Source organism: Bacillus pumilus, assembly GCF_009937765.1.
Classification (GTDB): Bacteria; Bacillota; Bacilli; order Bacillales; family Bacillaceae; genus Bacillus; species Bacillus pumilus_O.
The window spans coordinates 3,462,790-3,480,141 of record NZ_CP047089.1; the positions used below are offsets into that span (position 1 = coordinate 3,462,790).

22 protein-coding genes are annotated in these 17,352 nt (G+C 39.9%); 20 read left to right on the forward strand and 2 right to left on the reverse strand.

Annotated features, from left to right (window positions below; translation table 11 throughout):
* Positions 1–136 precede the first annotated feature (136 nt).
* From fadH to GPS65_RS17515, 15 genes are all read left to right on the forward strand, one after another.
* Entirely contained in the window at positions 137–901 is a 765-nt protein-coding gene (gene fadH / locus GPS65_RS17445) for a 2,4-dienoyl-CoA reductase (protein ID WP_012009780.1), read from the forward strand.
* A 64-nt stretch (positions 902–965) separates the two neighbouring features.
* Positions 966–2,186 carry an EAL domain-containing protein gene (locus GPS65_RS17450; RefSeq protein WP_012009781.1) on the forward strand — a complete coding sequence of 407 codons (1,221 nt, stop codon included), beginning with the start codon at positions 966–968 and terminating at the stop codon, positions 2,184–2,186.
* Positions 2,187–2,478: 292 nt separating this feature from the next.
* The gene (locus GPS65_RS17455; protein WP_012009782.1) at positions 2,479–3,375 is read left to right on the forward strand and encodes a manganese catalase family protein; all 897 of its coding nucleotides are present in this window, start codon (positions 2,479–2,481) and stop codon (positions 3,373–3,375) included.
* Between the two features lie 183 nt (positions 3,376–3,558).
* A complete protein-coding gene (locus tag GPS65_RS17460; protein WP_003212254.1) occupies positions 3,559–3,801 on the forward strand; it encodes a YkuJ family protein in 243 nt (80 codons plus the stop codon).
* Positions 3,802–3,948: 147 nt separating this feature from the next.
* Positions 3,949–4,464, forward strand: coding sequence for a ribonuclease H-like YkuK family protein (locus GPS65_RS17465; protein WP_041815470.1), 516 nt, complete (start codon positions 3,949–3,951; stop codon positions 4,462–4,464).
* Positions 4,465–4,613: 149 nt separating this feature from the next.
* A complete protein-coding gene (gene abbA / locus GPS65_RS17470) occupies positions 4,614–4,805 on the forward strand; it encodes an antirepressor AbbA (RefSeq protein ID WP_003210802.1) in 192 nt (63 codons plus the stop codon).
* Positions 4,806–4,952: 147 nt separating this feature from the next.
* Positions 4,953–5,396, forward strand: coding sequence for a cyclic-di-AMP-binding protein CbpB (gene cbpB, locus GPS65_RS17475; RefSeq protein WP_003210874.1), 444 nt, complete (start codon positions 4,953–4,955; stop codon positions 5,394–5,396).
* Between the two features lie 96 nt (positions 5,397–5,492).
* A complete protein-coding gene (locus GPS65_RS17480) occupies positions 5,493–6,374 on the forward strand; it encodes a transcriptional regulator CcpC (RefSeq protein WP_003211236.1) in 882 nt (293 codons plus the stop codon).
* 86 nt (positions 6,375–6,460) lie between these two features.
* The gene (locus GPS65_RS17485) at positions 6,461–6,883 is read left to right on the forward strand and encodes a DUF4275 family protein (RefSeq protein WP_012009784.1); all 423 of its coding nucleotides are present in this window, start codon (positions 6,461–6,463) and stop codon (positions 6,881–6,883) included.
* 186 nt (positions 6,884–7,069) lie between these two features.
* Positions 7,070–7,546: a flavodoxin gene (locus GPS65_RS17490; RefSeq protein ID WP_012009785.1), complete on the forward strand. Its 477-nt coding sequence runs from the start codon at positions 7,070–7,072 to the stop codon at positions 7,544–7,546.
* Positions 7,536–8,429 (forward strand): WD40/YVTN/BNR-like repeat-containing protein, encoded by an 894-nt coding sequence (locus GPS65_RS17495; protein WP_012009786.1) that lies wholly within the window; start codon positions 7,536–7,538, stop codon positions 8,427–8,429. Before GPS65_RS17490 ends, GPS65_RS17495 begins: the two co-directional genes overlap by 11 nt.
* A 16-nt stretch (positions 8,430–8,445) precedes the next feature.
* Positions 8,446–8,904, forward strand: coding sequence for a flavodoxin (locus GPS65_RS17500; RefSeq protein ID WP_144469942.1), 459 nt, complete (start codon positions 8,446–8,448; stop codon positions 8,902–8,904).
* A gap of 109 nt (positions 8,905–9,013) precedes the next feature.
* Positions 9,014–9,724, forward strand: coding sequence for a 2,3,4,5-tetrahydropyridine-2,6-dicarboxylate N-acetyltransferase (dapD, locus tag GPS65_RS17505; RefSeq protein ID WP_012009788.1), 711 nt, complete (start codon positions 9,014–9,016; stop codon positions 9,722–9,724).
* Positions 9,725–9,956: 232 nt separating this feature from the next.
* The gene (locus GPS65_RS17510; RefSeq protein ID WP_144482363.1) at positions 9,957–11,135 is read left to right on the forward strand and encodes an N-acetyldiaminopimelate deacetylase; all 1,179 of its coding nucleotides are present in this window, start codon (positions 9,957–9,959) and stop codon (positions 11,133–11,135) included.
* A 50-nt stretch (positions 11,136–11,185) separates the two neighbouring features.
* The gene (locus GPS65_RS17515) at positions 11,186–11,428 is read left to right on the forward strand and encodes a YkuS family protein (RefSeq protein ID WP_003211408.1); all 243 of its coding nucleotides are present in this window, start codon (positions 11,186–11,188) and stop codon (positions 11,426–11,428) included.
* Positions 11,429–11,454: 26 nt separating this feature from the next.
* Here GPS65_RS17515 and GPS65_RS17520 read toward each other — a convergent pair whose 3' ends face one another.
* Positions 11,455–12,264 carry a mechanosensitive ion channel family protein gene (locus tag GPS65_RS17520; RefSeq protein WP_012009790.1) on the reverse strand — a complete coding sequence of 270 codons (810 nt, stop codon included), beginning with the start codon at positions 12,262–12,264 and terminating at the stop codon, positions 11,455–11,457.
* Between the two features lie 271 nt (positions 12,265–12,535).
* Here GPS65_RS17520 and ahpA point away from each other — a divergent pair, with 271 nt between their 5' ends.
* From ahpA to rok, 3 genes are all read left to right on the forward strand, one after another.
* Entirely contained in the window at positions 12,536–13,078 is a 543-nt protein-coding gene (gene ahpA / locus GPS65_RS17525; protein ID WP_003211758.1) for a biofilm-specific peroxidase AhpA, read from the forward strand.
* A gap of 82 nt (positions 13,079–13,160) precedes the next feature.
* Positions 13,161–13,619, forward strand: a complete 459-nt coding sequence (locus GPS65_RS17530; protein WP_012009791.1) for a TlpA family protein disulfide reductase — start codon at positions 13,161–13,163, stop codon at positions 13,617–13,619.
* A 470-nt stretch (positions 13,620–14,089) separates the two neighbouring features.
* Positions 14,090–14,671: a transcriptional regulator Rok gene (gene rok / locus GPS65_RS17535; protein WP_012009792.1), complete on the forward strand. Its 582-nt coding sequence runs from the start codon at positions 14,090–14,092 to the stop codon at positions 14,669–14,671.
* Between the two features lie 50 nt (positions 14,672–14,721).
* Here the strand turns inward: rok and GPS65_RS17540 are convergent, their stop codons facing one another.
* Complete coding sequence (locus tag GPS65_RS17540) at positions 14,722–15,639, reverse strand: coiled-coil domain-containing protein (RefSeq protein WP_012009793.1); 918 nt, start codon at positions 15,637–15,639, stop codon at positions 14,722–14,724.
* Positions 15,640–15,723: 84 nt separating this feature from the next.
* Here GPS65_RS17540 and GPS65_RS17545 point away from each other — a divergent pair, with 84 nt between their 5' ends.
* Both GPS65_RS17545 and GPS65_RS17550 read left to right on the forward strand, forming a co-directional pair.
* On the forward strand, positions 15,724–16,305 hold the full coding sequence (locus GPS65_RS17545) for a molybdenum cofactor guanylyltransferase (RefSeq protein ID WP_012009794.1): 582 nt from the start codon (positions 15,724–15,726) through the stop codon (positions 16,303–16,305).
* A 29-nt stretch (positions 16,306–16,334) separates the two neighbouring features.
* A complete protein-coding gene (locus GPS65_RS17550) occupies positions 16,335–17,351 on the forward strand; it encodes a thiazole biosynthesis adenylyltransferase ThiF (RefSeq protein WP_012009795.1) in 1,017 nt (338 codons plus the stop codon).
* Position 17,352: the final 1 nt, after the last annotated feature.

Below are 17,352 nucleotides of genomic sequence, written 5' to 3' on the forward strand. Positions count from 1 at the left end.
ATAAGACTCCTTTATAAATAAAATTAAGTATAGCATCATATATAAAGAATCTCCCATATGGTGCATCTAGGGTCAATCATGATATGATAGGGAATAATGAATGAATAGTCATTCAAAACTACAGAGGGGGAGAACAATGACGAAACAAACAGTGATTGTCACAGGGGGATCAAGCGGAATGGGGAAGGCGATGGCTGTCCATTTGGCACACGAAGGCTGGAATGTCGTGATTACAGGAAGAACAGAAGAAACGTTAGAAAAGGTAGCAAATGAAATCAAACAAAATGGCGGCTCGATCGCTTACTTCCAAATGGATGTGCGAAACCCAGAGGATGCTGATCAAATGGTCAAATTTGCTGTAGATACATTTGGTGATGTGGACGCTCTGATTAACAATGCTGCAGGAAACTTTTTGGTTCCAGCAGAAAAACTATCTCCAAACGGCTGGAAGGCTGTCATTGATATTGTATTAAATGGAACATTTTTTTGCAGTCATGCAGTGGGCAATTACTGGATTCGTCAAAAGAAAAGGGGAAGTATGGTCAATATGGTGGCAACCTATGCATGGGGTGCTGGTGTAGGTGTGGCGCATTCAGCAGCAGCAAAGGCAGGCGTTTTATCCCTCACTCGAACGCTTGCAGTGGAGTGGGGAAAGCAATATCGAATTCGCGTCAATGCCATCGCGCCAGGTCCAATTGAGAGAACAGGCGGTGCGGATAAACTATGGGAATCGGAAGAGGCAGCGCAAAGAACATTAGATAGTGTTCCTCTTGGCAGACTGGGCACACCAGAGGAAATCGCAGAACTCGCAAGCTTTTTATTATCTGAACAAGCGTCTTATATAAATGGCGATTGTATCACAATGGATGGAGGGCAATGGCTCAACCAATCCCCATTTTGAATGACGATGTAAGACCTGCTTTTGATGTGTTATAATCACACAAAGAGAGAAGCAGGTGATGAAAATGGTCGATCCATTGGATATTTTAACGAATATTGAAGATGTTTTCCCGCACTATCAAGCGATATTCAGTGCGGAAGAGCAAAAAGTGATAGGCTATGAGATTTTAGGAAGAATGAAGCTCGAGTCTGAAACAGTTAGCCTAGGCTCCTTCTTTACGGATTCATCTATTCCTGACGAATATAAAGTGGAAGTAGATCATAAAGTACTGACGCAAGCACTCGATCTTTTCACAACAGAAGATGATGATTTGCTCATTTTTATTAATCATGATGCAAATATCTTGATGCTTGATCATGGTGAAAGCTTTTTGGAACTTTTGAAGGAATATGAAGCAAGGGGTATTCAGCTGAATCGATTTGTTATCGAATTTACAGAGCATACGTTTAGCGGCGATATTGAACAGCTTTACCATACGTTAACGTATTTTCGTACATATGGTATTAAAATCGCCATCTCGAATATCGGAAAAGAAAGCAGCAATCTTGATCGGATTGCTTTGCTCTCACCCGATCTATTAAAAATAGATTTACACGCATTAAAGGCATCGGCTCCTTCGCCTTCCTATGAATATGTTTTGTACAGCATTTCATTGCTTGCGAGAAAAATAGGGGCAGCTTTAATTTATGAAGACATTGAAGCAAATTTTCAGCTGCAGTATGCTTGGAGAAATGGCGGAAGATACTTTCAAGGGTTCTATCTTCATGAGCCTGCGGCGGAATTAATCGATCGCAATAAACGAAAAGATCAGCTGAGAGAAGAATTCCAGCAATTTATTGCCCATGAGAAAAAGAAACTTCAAACGGTCTACGAACATTCTGAAACATTTTATAAACGAATTCACCAAGCTGTCACGACCTTAAAAAAATCATGCAGTACAAATGATGAACTTATTCAAAAGCTGGCATTAGAATTAACGGATTGCAGCTTTCGGATTTATATGTGTAACGAAGAAGGCTTTCAAATCACTGGAAATGTGTTTAAAAAAGAAAAAGAATGGTTGTTTCAGCCTGAATATATCGAGAAAAACTGGAGCTGGCGTCCTTATTTCCTAGCAAATATTCTCCAAATGAGAATGAGCGGGAAAGGATTTTTCAGTGATATTTACAGCGATTTAGAAACTGGTGAGAGGATACGTACGTTTTCTTACCCGTTAGAGGGAGATATGTATTTGTTTATAGATCTTCCGTATGCCTATTTATATGAGCAAGATGGATTAATTTAAAAATACAGTGAGAAGATCGCATGAACAATTTGAGTAGCCTTTTAGGCTGCTTTTTTTGATTGAAAAAAAGAAATAAAAAATGGTTGACAATGAAACTGATAATCATTATCATTTAGTTATAGAGAGAAGCTACTCTCTGTTCCCCAACCCCTCTATCAGATCAAGATCCAAAAAACTTGGCGCTACCCCCGCCAAGTTTTTTTTGTGCTTTTCATCTTCGCCTCATGCATAGGACAGCCCAATCACTCCATACACCTTAAGTGATGACAGTTAGACGGTAGGAGGGAACGTCATGATCAAACGTGACAAGCGGCTGCTAATTGATTTGCCAAGACCAGATCATCCAGATGCAAATGGTGCTGCTGCTGTGCAAGAATTACTCGGCGGAAAATTCGGTGAAATGTCCACATTAAATAATTACATGTTCCAATCCTTTAACTTTAGAGGAAAACGAAAACTCAAACCGTTTTATGATCTCGTATCCAGTATTACGGCTGAAGAATTCGGTCATGTAGAACTTGTGACCACTGCTGTGAATCTCATGATTACAGGGACCACCCATGGCGGAGATCCAGATACGACACCGATGAAAGCGGCTGTCGATAAACGAAATACACAGCATTTTATTCAAACGGCTCAAACAGGTTATCCGTTTGATTCCATGGCAAAACCTTGGACCGGAGAGAATGTGTTCTCAAGCGGCAACCTGATTCTTGACCTCCTTCATAATTTCTTCCTTGAATGCGGGGCTCGTACGCACAAAATGCGCGTATATGAAATGACAGATCATCCTACAGCAAGAGAGATGATCGGTTATTTACTTGTGCGGGGCGGTGTGCACGTTGTGGCATATGCAAAGGCGCTTGAAGTAGCCACAGGAGTAGATGTAGGGAAAATGCTCCCGATTCCAAACCTCGACAACAAATACTTTGATTCTGCGAGAAAATTTGAAGACCAAAATATTCATACAAAACTGTACACATTTAGTGATACGGATTACAAAGATATCAATAAAATTTGGAAGGGCAGCCATCCGATTGATGGAAAACCGCTCACAGTGATTGAGGGCACCCCGCAAGGAGCACCTGTGCCAGATTATAGAGAATTACCGGAAGAGTTTGCCCCAGGCATTTCCAAAGAGGATTTTGACGAAATTGCCAAACGTCTAATGAGATCTGCTGGTTTATAAAAACATGGTGCATGAGATCAGAAAAAAGACTCAAACTAAAAAAACAGATTCTTTTTCTTTTTTTGAATTCAAGAGGAAAAATATCATCTGAGAACACTTTATGGTATGATGCTTTGTAGGACTTGTGTATAATCAATACGGGTTCATCTTGAGTTGTTTTTTTGAAAGGAGTCTTTTTTTAGAATGTCACAATTAATGGGTATCATTACAAGGCTGCAAAGTCTTCAAGAGACAGCAGAAGCTGCAAACGAGCCGGCACAGCGTTATTTCGAAGTGAACGGTGAGAAAATCTGTAGTGTGAAGTATTTCGAAAAGAATCAAACGTTTGAATTGACTGTTTTTCAACAAGGGGATAAGCCAAACACTTTCCCATTTGACAACATTGATATGATTTCGATTGAGATTTTTGAGCTTTTACAATCCTAAGCTGAATCGTATGAAATGTTTTTTCTAAGGATTCCTTCGTTTATTTGCGGCAATATACATGTGTCATCATTGGCGCAGTGTACAAATGGAAGATGATCATTCAGCGCATATTTCGGATAAGAGACCATGAAAAAGGAGTTCCTTTCTGTGAGTGATTCTTTTTATTACAATCTTTCTGAAGATCATTTAGCGTTTTCTGATGTCGTCATGAGAATGAAAGACTTTATTCGAAAAGACCCTAGATCCGTCTATGTGTTATCCATTGGTACGGACTCGCAGGTCAATCAAAATGTCACAAAATTTATGACTGCAATTCATCTCCACCGGATTGGCAAAGGGGCTTGGGGCTGCCTCACGCAACAAGTGATCAGCAGGCCTGTGCAAAGCCTTAGAGAAAAAATTTCATTAGAGACAGCGTTTAGCCAAAAGGTATGTGCAGACATCCTTGAGGGGCCTTTAACAGAACTGATGGATTTGCTTCTTCCGTTTGCTGAGGAAGGGGCAGACCTTCGTTTTGAAGCCCATTTAGATATTGGCAAAAAAGGAAGTACAAAAGAACTGATCCAGGAAATGACCGGAATGATCACAGCTATGGGAATTGAAGCTAAAATAAAACCCGACTCATACGCAGCATTTTGCTATGCCAATCGATACACAAAATAAATTCCGTCATTTTTCTCCAAACCTTGTCGAAACGTGCGGTTGACGATTCGATTCTAGTTCCTTATTCTAGCTGTATAGAGAGGAAGCAGACATTCAAAAGCCTGCTAATCAATATAAAAGCATATATGAAACAGGGGGCCTGATGTTGGATGAGCGTCATCGAAAATCGTTTTAATGAAGAAGAGAAAAAGCTATTATTAAACGTATTGCTGAATCAGGAATATGCTGTCGAATTACTAAGCAGTGAGATCAATGATATAGAATGTGGAACAAAAAATGTCGATGACAATACGTATAAGCAATTGATCACATTGTATGACAGAGTAAGGTTTGAGAATTAATAATGATTTAACATTCTATTAGATACTCGGGAGCTGAGTATCTTTTTTATGCAGAAAAAAATCTTTCGACAAATTTCGTTTTAGTTTATGCTTAATGGTAAAGGGGAATGTATGATTGATGATTGAGAGAAAAGGGGTCGAAGAAATATGATAGAGATAGAACCAACTCAATTGCTTGAGTCAACAGTAGCTGAGCATATGATTGATGCAGATAAAGTGGCACATGTTCAAATTGGAAATAATCTTGAGCATGCTCTATTGGTCCTTACAAAAACAGGATATACAGCCATCCCGGTACTAGATCCTTCTTACCACCTGCATGGGTTAATTGGAACGAATATGATTATGGATAAGATATTTGGTTTAGAACGAATTGAATTCGAAAAACTGGACCAACTGAAGGTAGAAGAGGTTATGCTCACTGATATCCCTAGACTTAAAACGACAGATCCTGTGCTAAAAGGTGTTCACGCTGTAACGAATAATGGATTTGTTTGTGTCGTAAATGAGGAGCAAGTCTTTGAAGGAATATTTACACGACGTGTTGTATTAAAGCGCTTAAACGAAGTGATACATGCTGCGAAAAAATGAGCTGAAGCCCAGCTTATTTTTTTTGCCTTCATAAGCAAAAATTTATATAATGGCAATATGGAATAAGAAAAACTTATAGAGAGAAAGGGGACGCCCATGCAGCTTCAGGAGTTACATATGCTTGTTGTGCTAAGTGAAGAATTGAATATGAGAAAGGCTTCGGAGCGGCTCTTTGTCTCTCAGCCTGCGTTATCCCAAAGATTGCAGACAATCGAAAAAGAGTGGGGAACCAAAATCTTTTTTCGTTCTCAAAAAGGACTCACCGTAACTTCGGCAGGTGAACAGATCATTCAATTTGCAAAAGAAGTGACGGTTGAACAAGATCGAGTGAGAGAACGAATTGATGAACTTGAAGGAGAAATTCACGGCACGCTAAAGCTTGCGGTTGCATCTATTATTGGGCAGCACTGGCTGCCGAAAGTGTTAAAGCGATATGTCGAAAAATACCCAAATGCGAAGGTATCACTTGTGACCGGCTGGAGTAGTGAAATGCTCAAAAGCTTATACGAGGATCACGTACACATTGGGATCATTCGCGGAAACCCTGATTGGAAGGGAACTAAGGAATACTTGATGACAGATCATTTATATTTAGTAGATTCTGTTATCAAAGACGTGGATGAGTTAATTGAGACAGAACGCCCGTTTATTCAATTTAAAAGCGACAGCACGTATTATCAAGAAATTCAGCACTGGTGGCATCAAAAGTTCAAAGTGTCTCCAAAGCAGACGATTCTAGTGGATCAGATTGAGACGTGTAAACAAATGGCTTACCACGGCATCGGCTACGCCATTTTGCCTTCGGTCACCTTATACGACCATGAAAAAAGTGTTCATAAAACACCGCTTGTTGACGTGAATGGAGAGCAAATCGGACGTGACACATGGCTGCTAGGCTATGAAGCTTCTTTTCAATTAAAACAGGTGCAAGCATTTGTTGGTGTGGTCAAAGAAATGCTTGAAAGCGATGCGGTATAAGTACCTTCTTGGAAGAGGAAGGTGCTTTTTTTAGGTGAGTGATCATTTACTTAGATAGAGCGAATGATAGAGGAGACTTCAATCTTATGAAAAACAATCAATTAATCAAAATACACAAACCTGAATGGGGAGATCGTTTGCGTGCGAGGTGGCGTGAACGTTTTGCTAGTCATCTTTCAATGAAAGAACAAAACGAGATATCAATAGATGATTTTTTATGGCATTTATGTAGTTTTGAGATGGTTACATGTCTTGAAAAGGCTGAAGCGATAGACGCATTTCTTCAGCAATCAAAGGATAAGTGCACTGTTTTTTATCAATTTGTGGACGATGCATATCTTTTCGAAAATGCCAGCTCTCTTTCAATCAATGATTTACCATATCAAACGAATCATATGGATTATAACGATATGTATGTGATGGATTGGAATGAAAAATGGACATTTGTAATGACACACGAAACGGATTATGGTCCATATTTTATTCAGATAGATGAAACGAACGAATGAGAAACCGATGATCTCTTCAATACGAAAAACCCGCCTTCCAATTGGAAAGAGCGGGTTTTTCATTGAGTGATAAAAATGATTAGTCAAAGCTTTTTCATGAAATCATTTGACAATGAAAATCATTATCATTTAAAGTGTACATATAATAATTGAAAATGATTATCATTTAGATGAGGTGACCAATAGATGAAAGCACTAATTGCATTTGCGAGTATGTCTGGTAATACAGAAGATATGGCAGCGATCATAAAACAAACACTAGAAGGAAAAGGGATCGATACAGAGATGTTGGAATTTGATGATACAAGCGCAGAGGACCTTTCTTCATACGATTATGTGTTCATCGGTTCTTATACATGGGGTGATGGTGATTTACCTTATGAAGCAGAGGATTTTTATGAAGAGGTTTCTGCGCTTGAACTAAGTGACATCAAAGCAGCTGTGTTCGGATCCGGAGATTACAGCTATCCGAAGTTTTGTGAGGCTGTCCATACATTTCATGACATGCTCAAATCAACTGGTGCATCTGTATTCCCTGAAACATTGAAAATGGAGCTTGCGCCTGATACAGATGAAGATGTGGCGTGCTGTCAGGAATTTGCGACAAGCTTTTTAACGTGGGCGGCGCTATCTGAGAAACGAGTTGAAAATCATGTTTCATAAAGGAGCGACGGCCGTTGCTGCATCTAAAAGCGGTGGGTACTTTGTCGCTGTAAAACGTGAAGGTATTTTTCACTACAGTGTGGAGAGCGGGTGGCAGCAACTGTTTAAACTCAAGCATAAAATTCATGCCATCAGCTACATTGGACCTTATTTATTCGGTGTTGGTGAAAACGGTACAGTGATTAGATCTGGAGATGAAGGCCATACATGGGCGCTATCATCCTTTCCAACAAATGCAGTCGTTTGGTCTATTACAGGACGCAAAGACGGGTTTGTGTGTGCACATGGAAAACATAGTATTTATGTGTCAAATGATTTCGGGATTTCCTGGGAAATTATGAAGCCATTTGCTCATGTGAACCACCCGCCTGTTATTCGTTCTTTATGTGCTGCGGGTGATCATCTTTATATTGGCACTCAAATTCATGAGGTTCACGGAGGAATATGGGTGTATGACTTGGAGAGTGAACAGGTTTTCCTCCTAAACAGAGAGAAGCACCGGATGACAGCTTCTATGCTGCTCTGTCAGGAGCATCTGCTTGTTTGCGCATTGGGGTCAAAAAAAGGCAAAAAGGGATCTGTTCAAATTTTAGATTTACATACCAATATACTGCATGATATTCAATCACAAGCCTTTGCTAGAGAGGAATCATTTTTGGATGTGTCAGAGGATAATAGCATTGTGTATGTGACAACTTCACAAGACGAACACGGGTTTTCTAAAGTGTATCAGCTTGATATAGAGCAAAAAGAGCTCAAATGGTTTGATACGATTAAAGGACACGGTTTTCGTGTAGCCAATCAAAATGAAAACTTTTTCTGTGCTGGTTTATATGAAAGCAAGTTTGTAAGGCCATATGATGAGCCGGCATTGATTCATTGATAAGGAGGAAGAAAAAGTGACAGAAAAGGTTTTACTAGTGTATGCCACAATGTCTGGGAATACAGAAGCGATGGCAGATCTAATTGAAAAAGGAATCACAGAAGCAGGGGCTGGCGTGGACCGTCATGAAGCGATGGATATTGATGCAGAGCTTCTCAATGATTACACGCACATTATGTTAGGAGCATACACATGGGGGGATGGTGACCTTCCTGATGATTTTATTGATTTTTATGAAGAAATGGAAGAGCTTGATTTAACGGGAAAAGCATTTGCTGTATTCGGTTCCGGGGACACATCTTATGAGCATTTTTGCGGAGCTGTTGACCTAATCGAAGAAAAAGTGAAGGAACTTGGCGGTGACATTGTCATGCCATCCGTCAAGATCGAGCTAAATCCAGAAGGAGAAGAAGAAGAGAAATTGATTTCTTTTGGCAAACAATTTGTTCATCTGCACCAGCAGGAAGCGGGGTAATCAGTCCCGCTTGTTTTATTTTCCATTGAAGAGTCAACTCTTTCACTTGTCATTAAAACTCTCCTTTGGTACAGTAATGAAGTATAAATTAAGAGGAGGACATACATACATGAAACAAATGGACGCTAATGAAATTATTTCATTTATTCAAAATAGTACAAAATCAACACCTGTCAAAGTCTACATTAAAGGTGATTTAGAAGGTATTGAGTTTGGTGAACAGGCAAAAACGTTCATCACAGGAAACACTGGAGTTGTTTTCGGTGAGTGGAGCGACATTCAAGAAGCGCTAGAAACGAACAAAGACAAAATTGAAGATGTTGTTGTGGAAAATGATCGCCGCAACTCTGCCATCCCAATGTTAGATTTAAAGAACATTAAAGCACGTATTGAGCCAGGTGCGATCATTCGTGACCAAGTTGAAATCGGTGATAATGCAGTCATCATGATGGGGGCTTCTATTAATATCGGTTCTGTGATCGGCGAAGGAACAATGATTGACATGAACGTAGTGCTTGGCGGCCGTGCGACAGTAGGTAAGAACTGTCATATCGGTGCTGGATCTGTTCTTGCAGGTGTCATTGAGCCACCGTCTGCCAAGCCAGTTGTCGTAGAAGATGATGTTGTCATCGGTGCGAATGCTGTTGTTCTAGAAGGTGTGACAATTGGTAAAGGTGCAGTCGTAGCTGCAGGTGCGATCGTTGTGAACGACGTAGAACCTTACACAGTTGTAGCAGGTACACCTGCAAAGAAAATCAAAGACATTGATGAAAAAACAAAAGGTAAAACAGAAATTAAACAAGAACTGCGTCAGCTTTAATTCATAATTCGCAGCTGAAGACATAGACGTGGATGATATATCCACGTTTCAGATTGTTGACAAAGGGCTAAAATGATCTTTATTTTAGCCCTTTGTCTTCTTTTCAGCGTGATAGAAAACCTTTGAAGTCTAGGAAGGACGAGTAACGGAGTGGAGCGAATTAAACATTCGTGAGCACCGGAACGCAGTCCTGACAAAGAATGCGAGGGTTTGTCTACACGCTGAGGTGTGGATGATATATCCACGTCTTATTCGTATAGAGGAAAGGAAGCGAGTTCACTTGTTAAATCGTGAGCAATTGATATCCATTCGAAGAGATTTACATCAAATCCCTGAGCTTGGTTTTAAAGAATTCAAAACACAAGCGTATCTCATCAAGCATCTTGATGCTTATTCAAAAGATCGCATTGAATTGGAAACATGGCGAACTGGACTTTTTGTTAAAGTAAAGGGAACAAATCCTGAGCGAGTATTTGCGTATCGAGCAGATATGGACGGTCTGTCTATTCCCGAGGATACAGGGTATCCATTTCAATCAGTACATGAAGGGAAGATGCATGCGTGTGGACATGACCTTCATATGACCATTGCACTTGGTGTCATTGATCATTTCGTTCATGAGCCAATTAAAGAAGATCTATTATTTATGTTCCAGCCGGCAGAAGAAGGTCCGGGCGGAGCTGAACCGATGCTGACAAGTGATGTGCTGAAAAAATGGACGCCGGATTTTATTACAGCACTGCATATTGCACCTGAATATCCTGTCGGAACGATAGCCACAAAGCCAGGGCTGCTTTTTGCCAATACGAGTGAGCTTGTGATTGATCTTGAAGGAAAAGGTGGACACGCTGCTTACCCTCATTTAGCGAATGATATGGTTGTGGCTGCGAGTGCACTTGTAGGTCAACTGCAATCGGTTATTTCTCGTAATGTGGATCCTCTTGATAGTGCCGTCATTACGATTGGCACGATTACCGGGGGAACGGCTCAAAATATCATTGCGCAGCATGCAAAGCTTGATGGCACCATTCGTACACTTTCACCAGAATCTATGGAAAAAGTGAGAAAGCGAATTGAAGCACTAGCAAAAGGGATTGAAATTGGCTACGAATGTAAGGCAACCGTGCGATACCCTTCATCTTATTACGAAGTGGATAATTCCAAGGAACTGACAGAAGAATTTATGTCATATGTTGCTGAAGAAGGACTTGCGAATGTGGTTGAATGCAGAGAGGCCATGACAGGAGAAGATTTTGGTTACATGCTGAAAAAATACCCTGGATTCATGTTTTGGTTAGGGGTCGATTCAGAATATGGTCTGCATCATGCAAAACTTATGCCTGATGAAAAAGCGATAGAAACAGCAGTAAATGTTATGACGGCTTATTTCAAAAAGCAAGCAGGTGAATGAATAAACAAGCTGCCTCCTGTACACCTTATGAACAGGAGGTGTTCTTGATTATGACAAGAATTGGTGTAGAACCATCTTTATCTGATGTAGAAGAACTACTGAAGCAAAAAGGATATGACGTTGTACGTATTCAAAATGAACAGCAAATGGATCAGTGTGACTGCTATGTCGTCACAGGACTAGATTCAAATGTTCTTGGCATTTCAGACACAACGACAAAGGCATCTGTGATTACCGCATCTGGTATGACGGCTGATGAAATTTGTCAAGAAGTAGAACAGCGTGTTCAATAAAACAAACCATAAAAAGAACCGGTAGATTATTGTCCCGGTTCTTTTTGCTCTTTTTCTATATCAAGTACTTCTTTCATTTTTTTGCGCAGGATTCGTTCTACTCGCCATTGCTCCATTGTTTCGGTTTTTGCAATGATGCGCAGTACGAGGGAAGAGGAACCGAACGCCTCCACGCCGACAACTTGAGGCCCTTCGATAATTTGAGGAATGTCTTCCCGCACTTCATCACACGCCGCTTGAAGGGCAGTGATCATTTGATCCACATTCTCTTCTGGAGATAGCTCGATATCAACCAGTGCCTGCATAGTGCCTCTTGAATGGTTGCTCACGTTCAATATGCTTCGATTTGGAATAAAATGAAGGGTGCCGTCAAAGCTTCTAAGCTGCGTGGTTCTAAGTCCAATTTGTTCTACGATCCCATCAAATCCAGCAACTGTTATATATTCTCCCACATCGAATTGTTTCTCTAACAGGATAAAAAATCCTGTCACAATATCACTCACTAGACCTTGAGCGCCAAAGCCGATCGCAAGCCCCACAACCCCTGCACCAGCTAGTAAAGCTGTCGGGTTATAATGAAACAAGTCGAGGATCATGACGACTAGAATAAAAATCAATATGTAGGCGAAAATATTCAACGTAAGACTTTGCAGCGTCTGAGCCCTTGATAAAGAGACATCATGCTTTTCAGAGAATGTGGAGTAGGCACGCTTAATCATCTTATTTCCGATGGCTTTGATGATAAAGTAAATCGCGAAAATAGCGATTAGTTTTAGCAAAATCATACTGCTATTGAGGATAATGGAAATCCAATCTACTTGCTCAAATGCTTTCATGATCTTCAAAACCTTTCTATGTATGCTCTAATAGAGAAGCTAATCATTTGTTCCCTTCTGCAAGACATGTTAAACTTTTGTTAAGTGGAGCAAGAGATTGTGACAAGTCGTTAATTAAATTTATTATTAATTAATATTGACTAAAAACCGCTTAAGTATTATAATTATAATTGTGAAGTTATTAACTAAATGAGAATTTCAACTTTTGATTCTCATTTTATATACAGCTTAGAAGTCTGTATAAAGATATTATTTTTGGAGGGATTTACATATGGCAGAGCGTTTTGTAGGAAAACAAGCTCCACGTTTTGAAATGGAAGCAGTACTTGCTAACAAGGAATTTGGTAAAGTAAGTCTAGAAGAAAACATGAAGAATGACAAATGGACAGTTCTTTTCTTCTATCCAATGGATTTCACATTTGTTTGTCCAACTGAAATTACAGCAATGAGCGATCGTTATGATGAGTTCGAAGATTTAGATGCTGAAATTATTGGTGTATCTACTGATACAATCCATACGCATCTTGCTTGGATCAACACAGACCGTAAAGACAATGGTTTAGGTGAATTGAAATATCCGCTAGCTGCTGATACAAACCACACAGTATCTAGAGAATACGGCGTTTTAATTGAAGAAGAAGGAATTGCACTTCGTGGTCTATTCATTATCAACCCAGAAGGCGAACTTCAATATCAAACAGTATTCCACAACAATATCGGTCGTGATGTAGATGAGACATTACGTGTTCTTCAAGCATTACAAACTGGTGGACTTTGCCCAGCGAACTGGAAGCCTGGTCAAAAAACACTTTAATTGATAGCTGAAGAAACAGGAGGGTCTAACTGATGTTAGACCTTTTTGTTTCGACACATACAATGGATGGAGGCGCTTCATAATGAAATTACGTCAACCAATGCCAGAACTAACTGGTGCAAAAGAATGGTTAAATGGAGAAGTAACAAAAGAAGATCTAATTGGTGAGAAACCAACATTGATTCATTTCTGGTCAGTCAGCTGTCATCTTTGTAAAGAGGCAATGCCTCAAGTCAATCAATTCCGTGATGAATACAAGGATCAATTAAACGTGATAGCCGTTCATATGCCGCGATCAGAGGATGACTTAGATCTGGATAAGATCAAGGAAGTTGCGAATGAGCATGAAATCACGCAGCCAATTTTTGTGGATAGTGATCATAAATTAACAGAAGCCTTTGAAAATGAATATGTACCAGCATATTATGTATTTGATAAAACAGGTGCTCTGCGTCACTTCCAAGCTGGCGGAAGCGGGATGAAGATGCTTGAGAAACGTGTCAATCGAGTGCTTTCAGAGTCTGAAAAGGCTGCAGAATAGGCTTTCCCCCATCATTGGGGGTTTTTTCATGGACAAAAATAGGCGACCTATTGCACGGAATGGACTTGTTCTTCTTAAGAAAAGAGAAATTGAGGGAGTTTATTAAAAAATATTCCTGAAACAAAAAGGCGTAAAGACCTATTTACATTTTTGTTTTGAAATGAAAATGTAAAGATTTTAACTTTTTACTATTCAGAACGTTTTTGCACAAAAGAAATTTCAGTTTGGTAAATAACGATGTAAATCAAGTAGTATAAGTGTTTATTCAAATTTTTTACAATATTTTAAGGTTTGTCAAAAGCCTTTAGTGGCAATGAAATGGATGCCGATTGTTCCTCTTTGGCAAAATTTTAGTTGAAAATACCTATCTGATAACAAACTGTAAAATGATAAAAAAATAGTTGATAAAATTAGTTTTCTAATCTAATATTTACTATAGAATATTTTTTATATGATGAGGGGGAAATCCATTGTTTAATGAGAGGGAAGCGTTACGATTACGATTGGAACAATTAAACGAGGCAGAAGTAAAGGTCATCCGTGAATATCAAATTGAGCGAGATGCGATTTATGCAAAATTAAGAGAATTAGACCGTCAAGGAACAGGTCTAGTGTCAGATACAAAAAAAGAAGTGCGTACAGAAAGAAAAACGGATTCACTGCCTGTATTAGCTGAGCTGGCTGCACAGGAAATGAGAAGTTACCAGCCGCCTGCACAATCACAATCTAATTCTGCATCATCTTTAGGAACAGGGCAGCTAAACGGTGCACCTGTAGGTATTCCTGAAGGATCTACAAGACGTAGAAGAGGCACAGCCCGCCCTGGTTCAAAGGCAGCTAAACTTCGTGAAGCTGCAATTAAAACGTTAAAGCGTCATAATGCGGCGATTAAAAGCTCTGAACTTCAAAAAGAAATTGAAAAAGAGAGCGGTCTTGAAATTCCAAATATGACAACGTTTATGCAAAGCTTAATTAAAATGTATCCTGAAGTGAAAAAGCCATATCGCGGACAGTATATTCTAGAAGGCGATATTCAAACAGAAGACGAATAAACAAAAAAGAAACTGCTGACGTCAAGCCAGCAGTTTTTTTATTGCGAGAATTACTTTTTTTGATCAACCGTATAGACAATTCTTCGTTCCTTTGGCAGATGGTCACGCTGTTTTTTGAAGCCATCAATCTTCACTGTCATGATCTCTCCATTTTGCTGCACCGCATCAACTTGTGCTTGGAGCGTTTGAACTTGTTCGTTCAGTTTTTTCAAGATAGGTTCGATTTCTTCCGTTGTTTGCAGGAGGGTTTCTCGCGAGAATGGCTGTGAATTTGTTTGGGCTGACTGGTCAATATCAGCAAAATGAGATGCGATCCATTCCTCGCTTTCGGCTAACTGCTTTTGATAGCTGATGAGCGTTTCATAAAAAATCGCTTCCTTTGCTTTTTCGATTTGCAGTAATTTCTCTTGTGTTTCATAAAAACGCTCCTGCAGGTGTTTAACGCCTTCTTGTAATAGATGAAGCTCTGCGTTTTTATCACTTAATGTTTGCTGCAGTTTCTCAATCACAGCGGATAAAGTATTTCCTTTTTTCTCCTCTTTTGCAAGCCGTTTATCTTGATCCTGCATCCGTTCATTTAATTGTTGAGAGATTTCCTTATATTTAATGACTTTTAAATGCAATCGGTGTTTTTCTTCCGTTTCTTTCCTTCTATGAAAGGTTTCTTTTTGGAGCATTTCATGAAGCAGGACTATTTTATGTAACAATTCAGATTTGCTGTAGGAAAGATCCTGTATTTTTGAGGCCGTATGATCTTGATCAATGGTCATTTCATCCAATTGTTGCTTTAATTGCGTGTAATCCTTTTTCATCTCATGATATTCTTGAGTTAACTTCTTATTTTTAGAATACGTATATGAGGACTGTAAATCAGAGATCATTTGTTGATATTTTGCTGCTTCCGCTTTTAAGTACAAATTCTCTTGAGATAGATCATGGAATAGGGGAGAAGCAGGACGCCTGTTCATCGATAGACCCTCCTTATTCATGTTATCAATAAAGTATGCGAGATGAGAGTGATTAGAACAACCATATCAAAGGAGGGAGAGCGGATGGACGTAGTCAATGTCATGTTAGCTGGAGGAGCATCGAGACGTTTTGGAGAGCCAAAGGCAAGTTATATGTATCAAGGAAAACCACTATATGAGCATGTGAAAAAACAGCTTTTGAAAAGACAGACGGTCATCATCAGCCATCCATCACTTCTGACCTTTTTCAAAGAAAGAGGTGAACGAGATGTGTGGTTAGATGATGAACAGGTGCGCGGATATGGGCCGCTTGCAGGTATGTATACGGCGATGCAAAACAAAGAAGCAGCATGGTATTTAGTGACGGCATGTGACATGCCTTTCATACGGAGGGAGACCGCCGAAGCATTATCGTCCTATTGTAGCGAGCACGTAGACGCAATTATCCCGCTTGTTCAGGGCAGATTACAGCCTTTATTTGCGCTTTATCACCACCGCTGTCTGCCGGCTATTGATGCGTGTTTAAAAGAGAACCAATTAGCCATGAAAGATTTAATACAAAAGCTAAAGGTTCGTATCGTCTCAGAGGAGGAACTGAACGCAACGCCAAACGAATTTCGAAATATCAATAAAAGAAACGATTTACCTGAAAACGGTATGATATGATACATAAAAATGGTGAGGAGAGAACAGCATTGAATGATCGATATTCAAGACAAATCTTGTTCCCTCCGGTTGGGGAAAAGGGTCAGCGTGCGCTTGCTGACAGTCATGTTCTAATTGTTGGAGCGGGTGCACTTGGAACGGCCTCAGCAGAAGGGCTTGTCCGGTCTGGGATCGGCACGTTAACGATAGTAGATCGTGATTATGTAGAGTTTTCAAATTTACAGCGGCAGCAGCTTTACACAGAACATGATGCAAAGGCACATGTGCCAAAAGCAGTTGCGGCAAAAAAACGTCTCCAAGAGATCAATCATGAAGTAACCATAGATGCCCTAATTGAAGATGCAGGTGTTGAGCTGTTAAGACCGTTATTTCAAAACGCAAATATAGTCATTGATGCGACGGATAATTTCGAGACGAGAATGATCATGAATGATTTATCGCAGGAAACGAAGACGCCTTGGATATATGGCGCTTGTGTAAGCAGTCAGGGGATGTATATGACTGTTTTGCCGGATAAAACGCCGTGTTTATCGTGTGTCTTTACAGAAATGCCTGTTGGCGGCTTGACGTGTGATACAGCGGGGATTATTTCTCCAGCAGTTCAGATGGTTTCTGCTTATCAGCAAACAGAGGCGCTAAAATATTTAACAGGACATGAAGATCAAATTGAACGGAAATTTGTCACATTTGATCTTTGGCAGGCGACCTCGTTTAAAATGGATTTGTCTCATACTAAGCAGAAGGACTGTCCATCTTGCGGCAAAGATAGAACCTATCCTTATTTACACGAGCAACGTAAAAAAACGACGATTCTATGCGGGCGGGATACCGTACAAGTTGTATCTAAGGATTTAGCTAATCTATCATTTCAGCATGTGAAAGAACGGCTGTCATCTATTTGTGAGATGGAAGTGAATGACTTCTTAATCCATGTCCGCTATGAGTCATATCGTATTGTCATTTTCAAAGGTGGACGTGCATTAATTCATGGGACAAATGATGAAAAAGCAGCCAATTCATTACTAGCAAAACTGCTAGGGATATAGG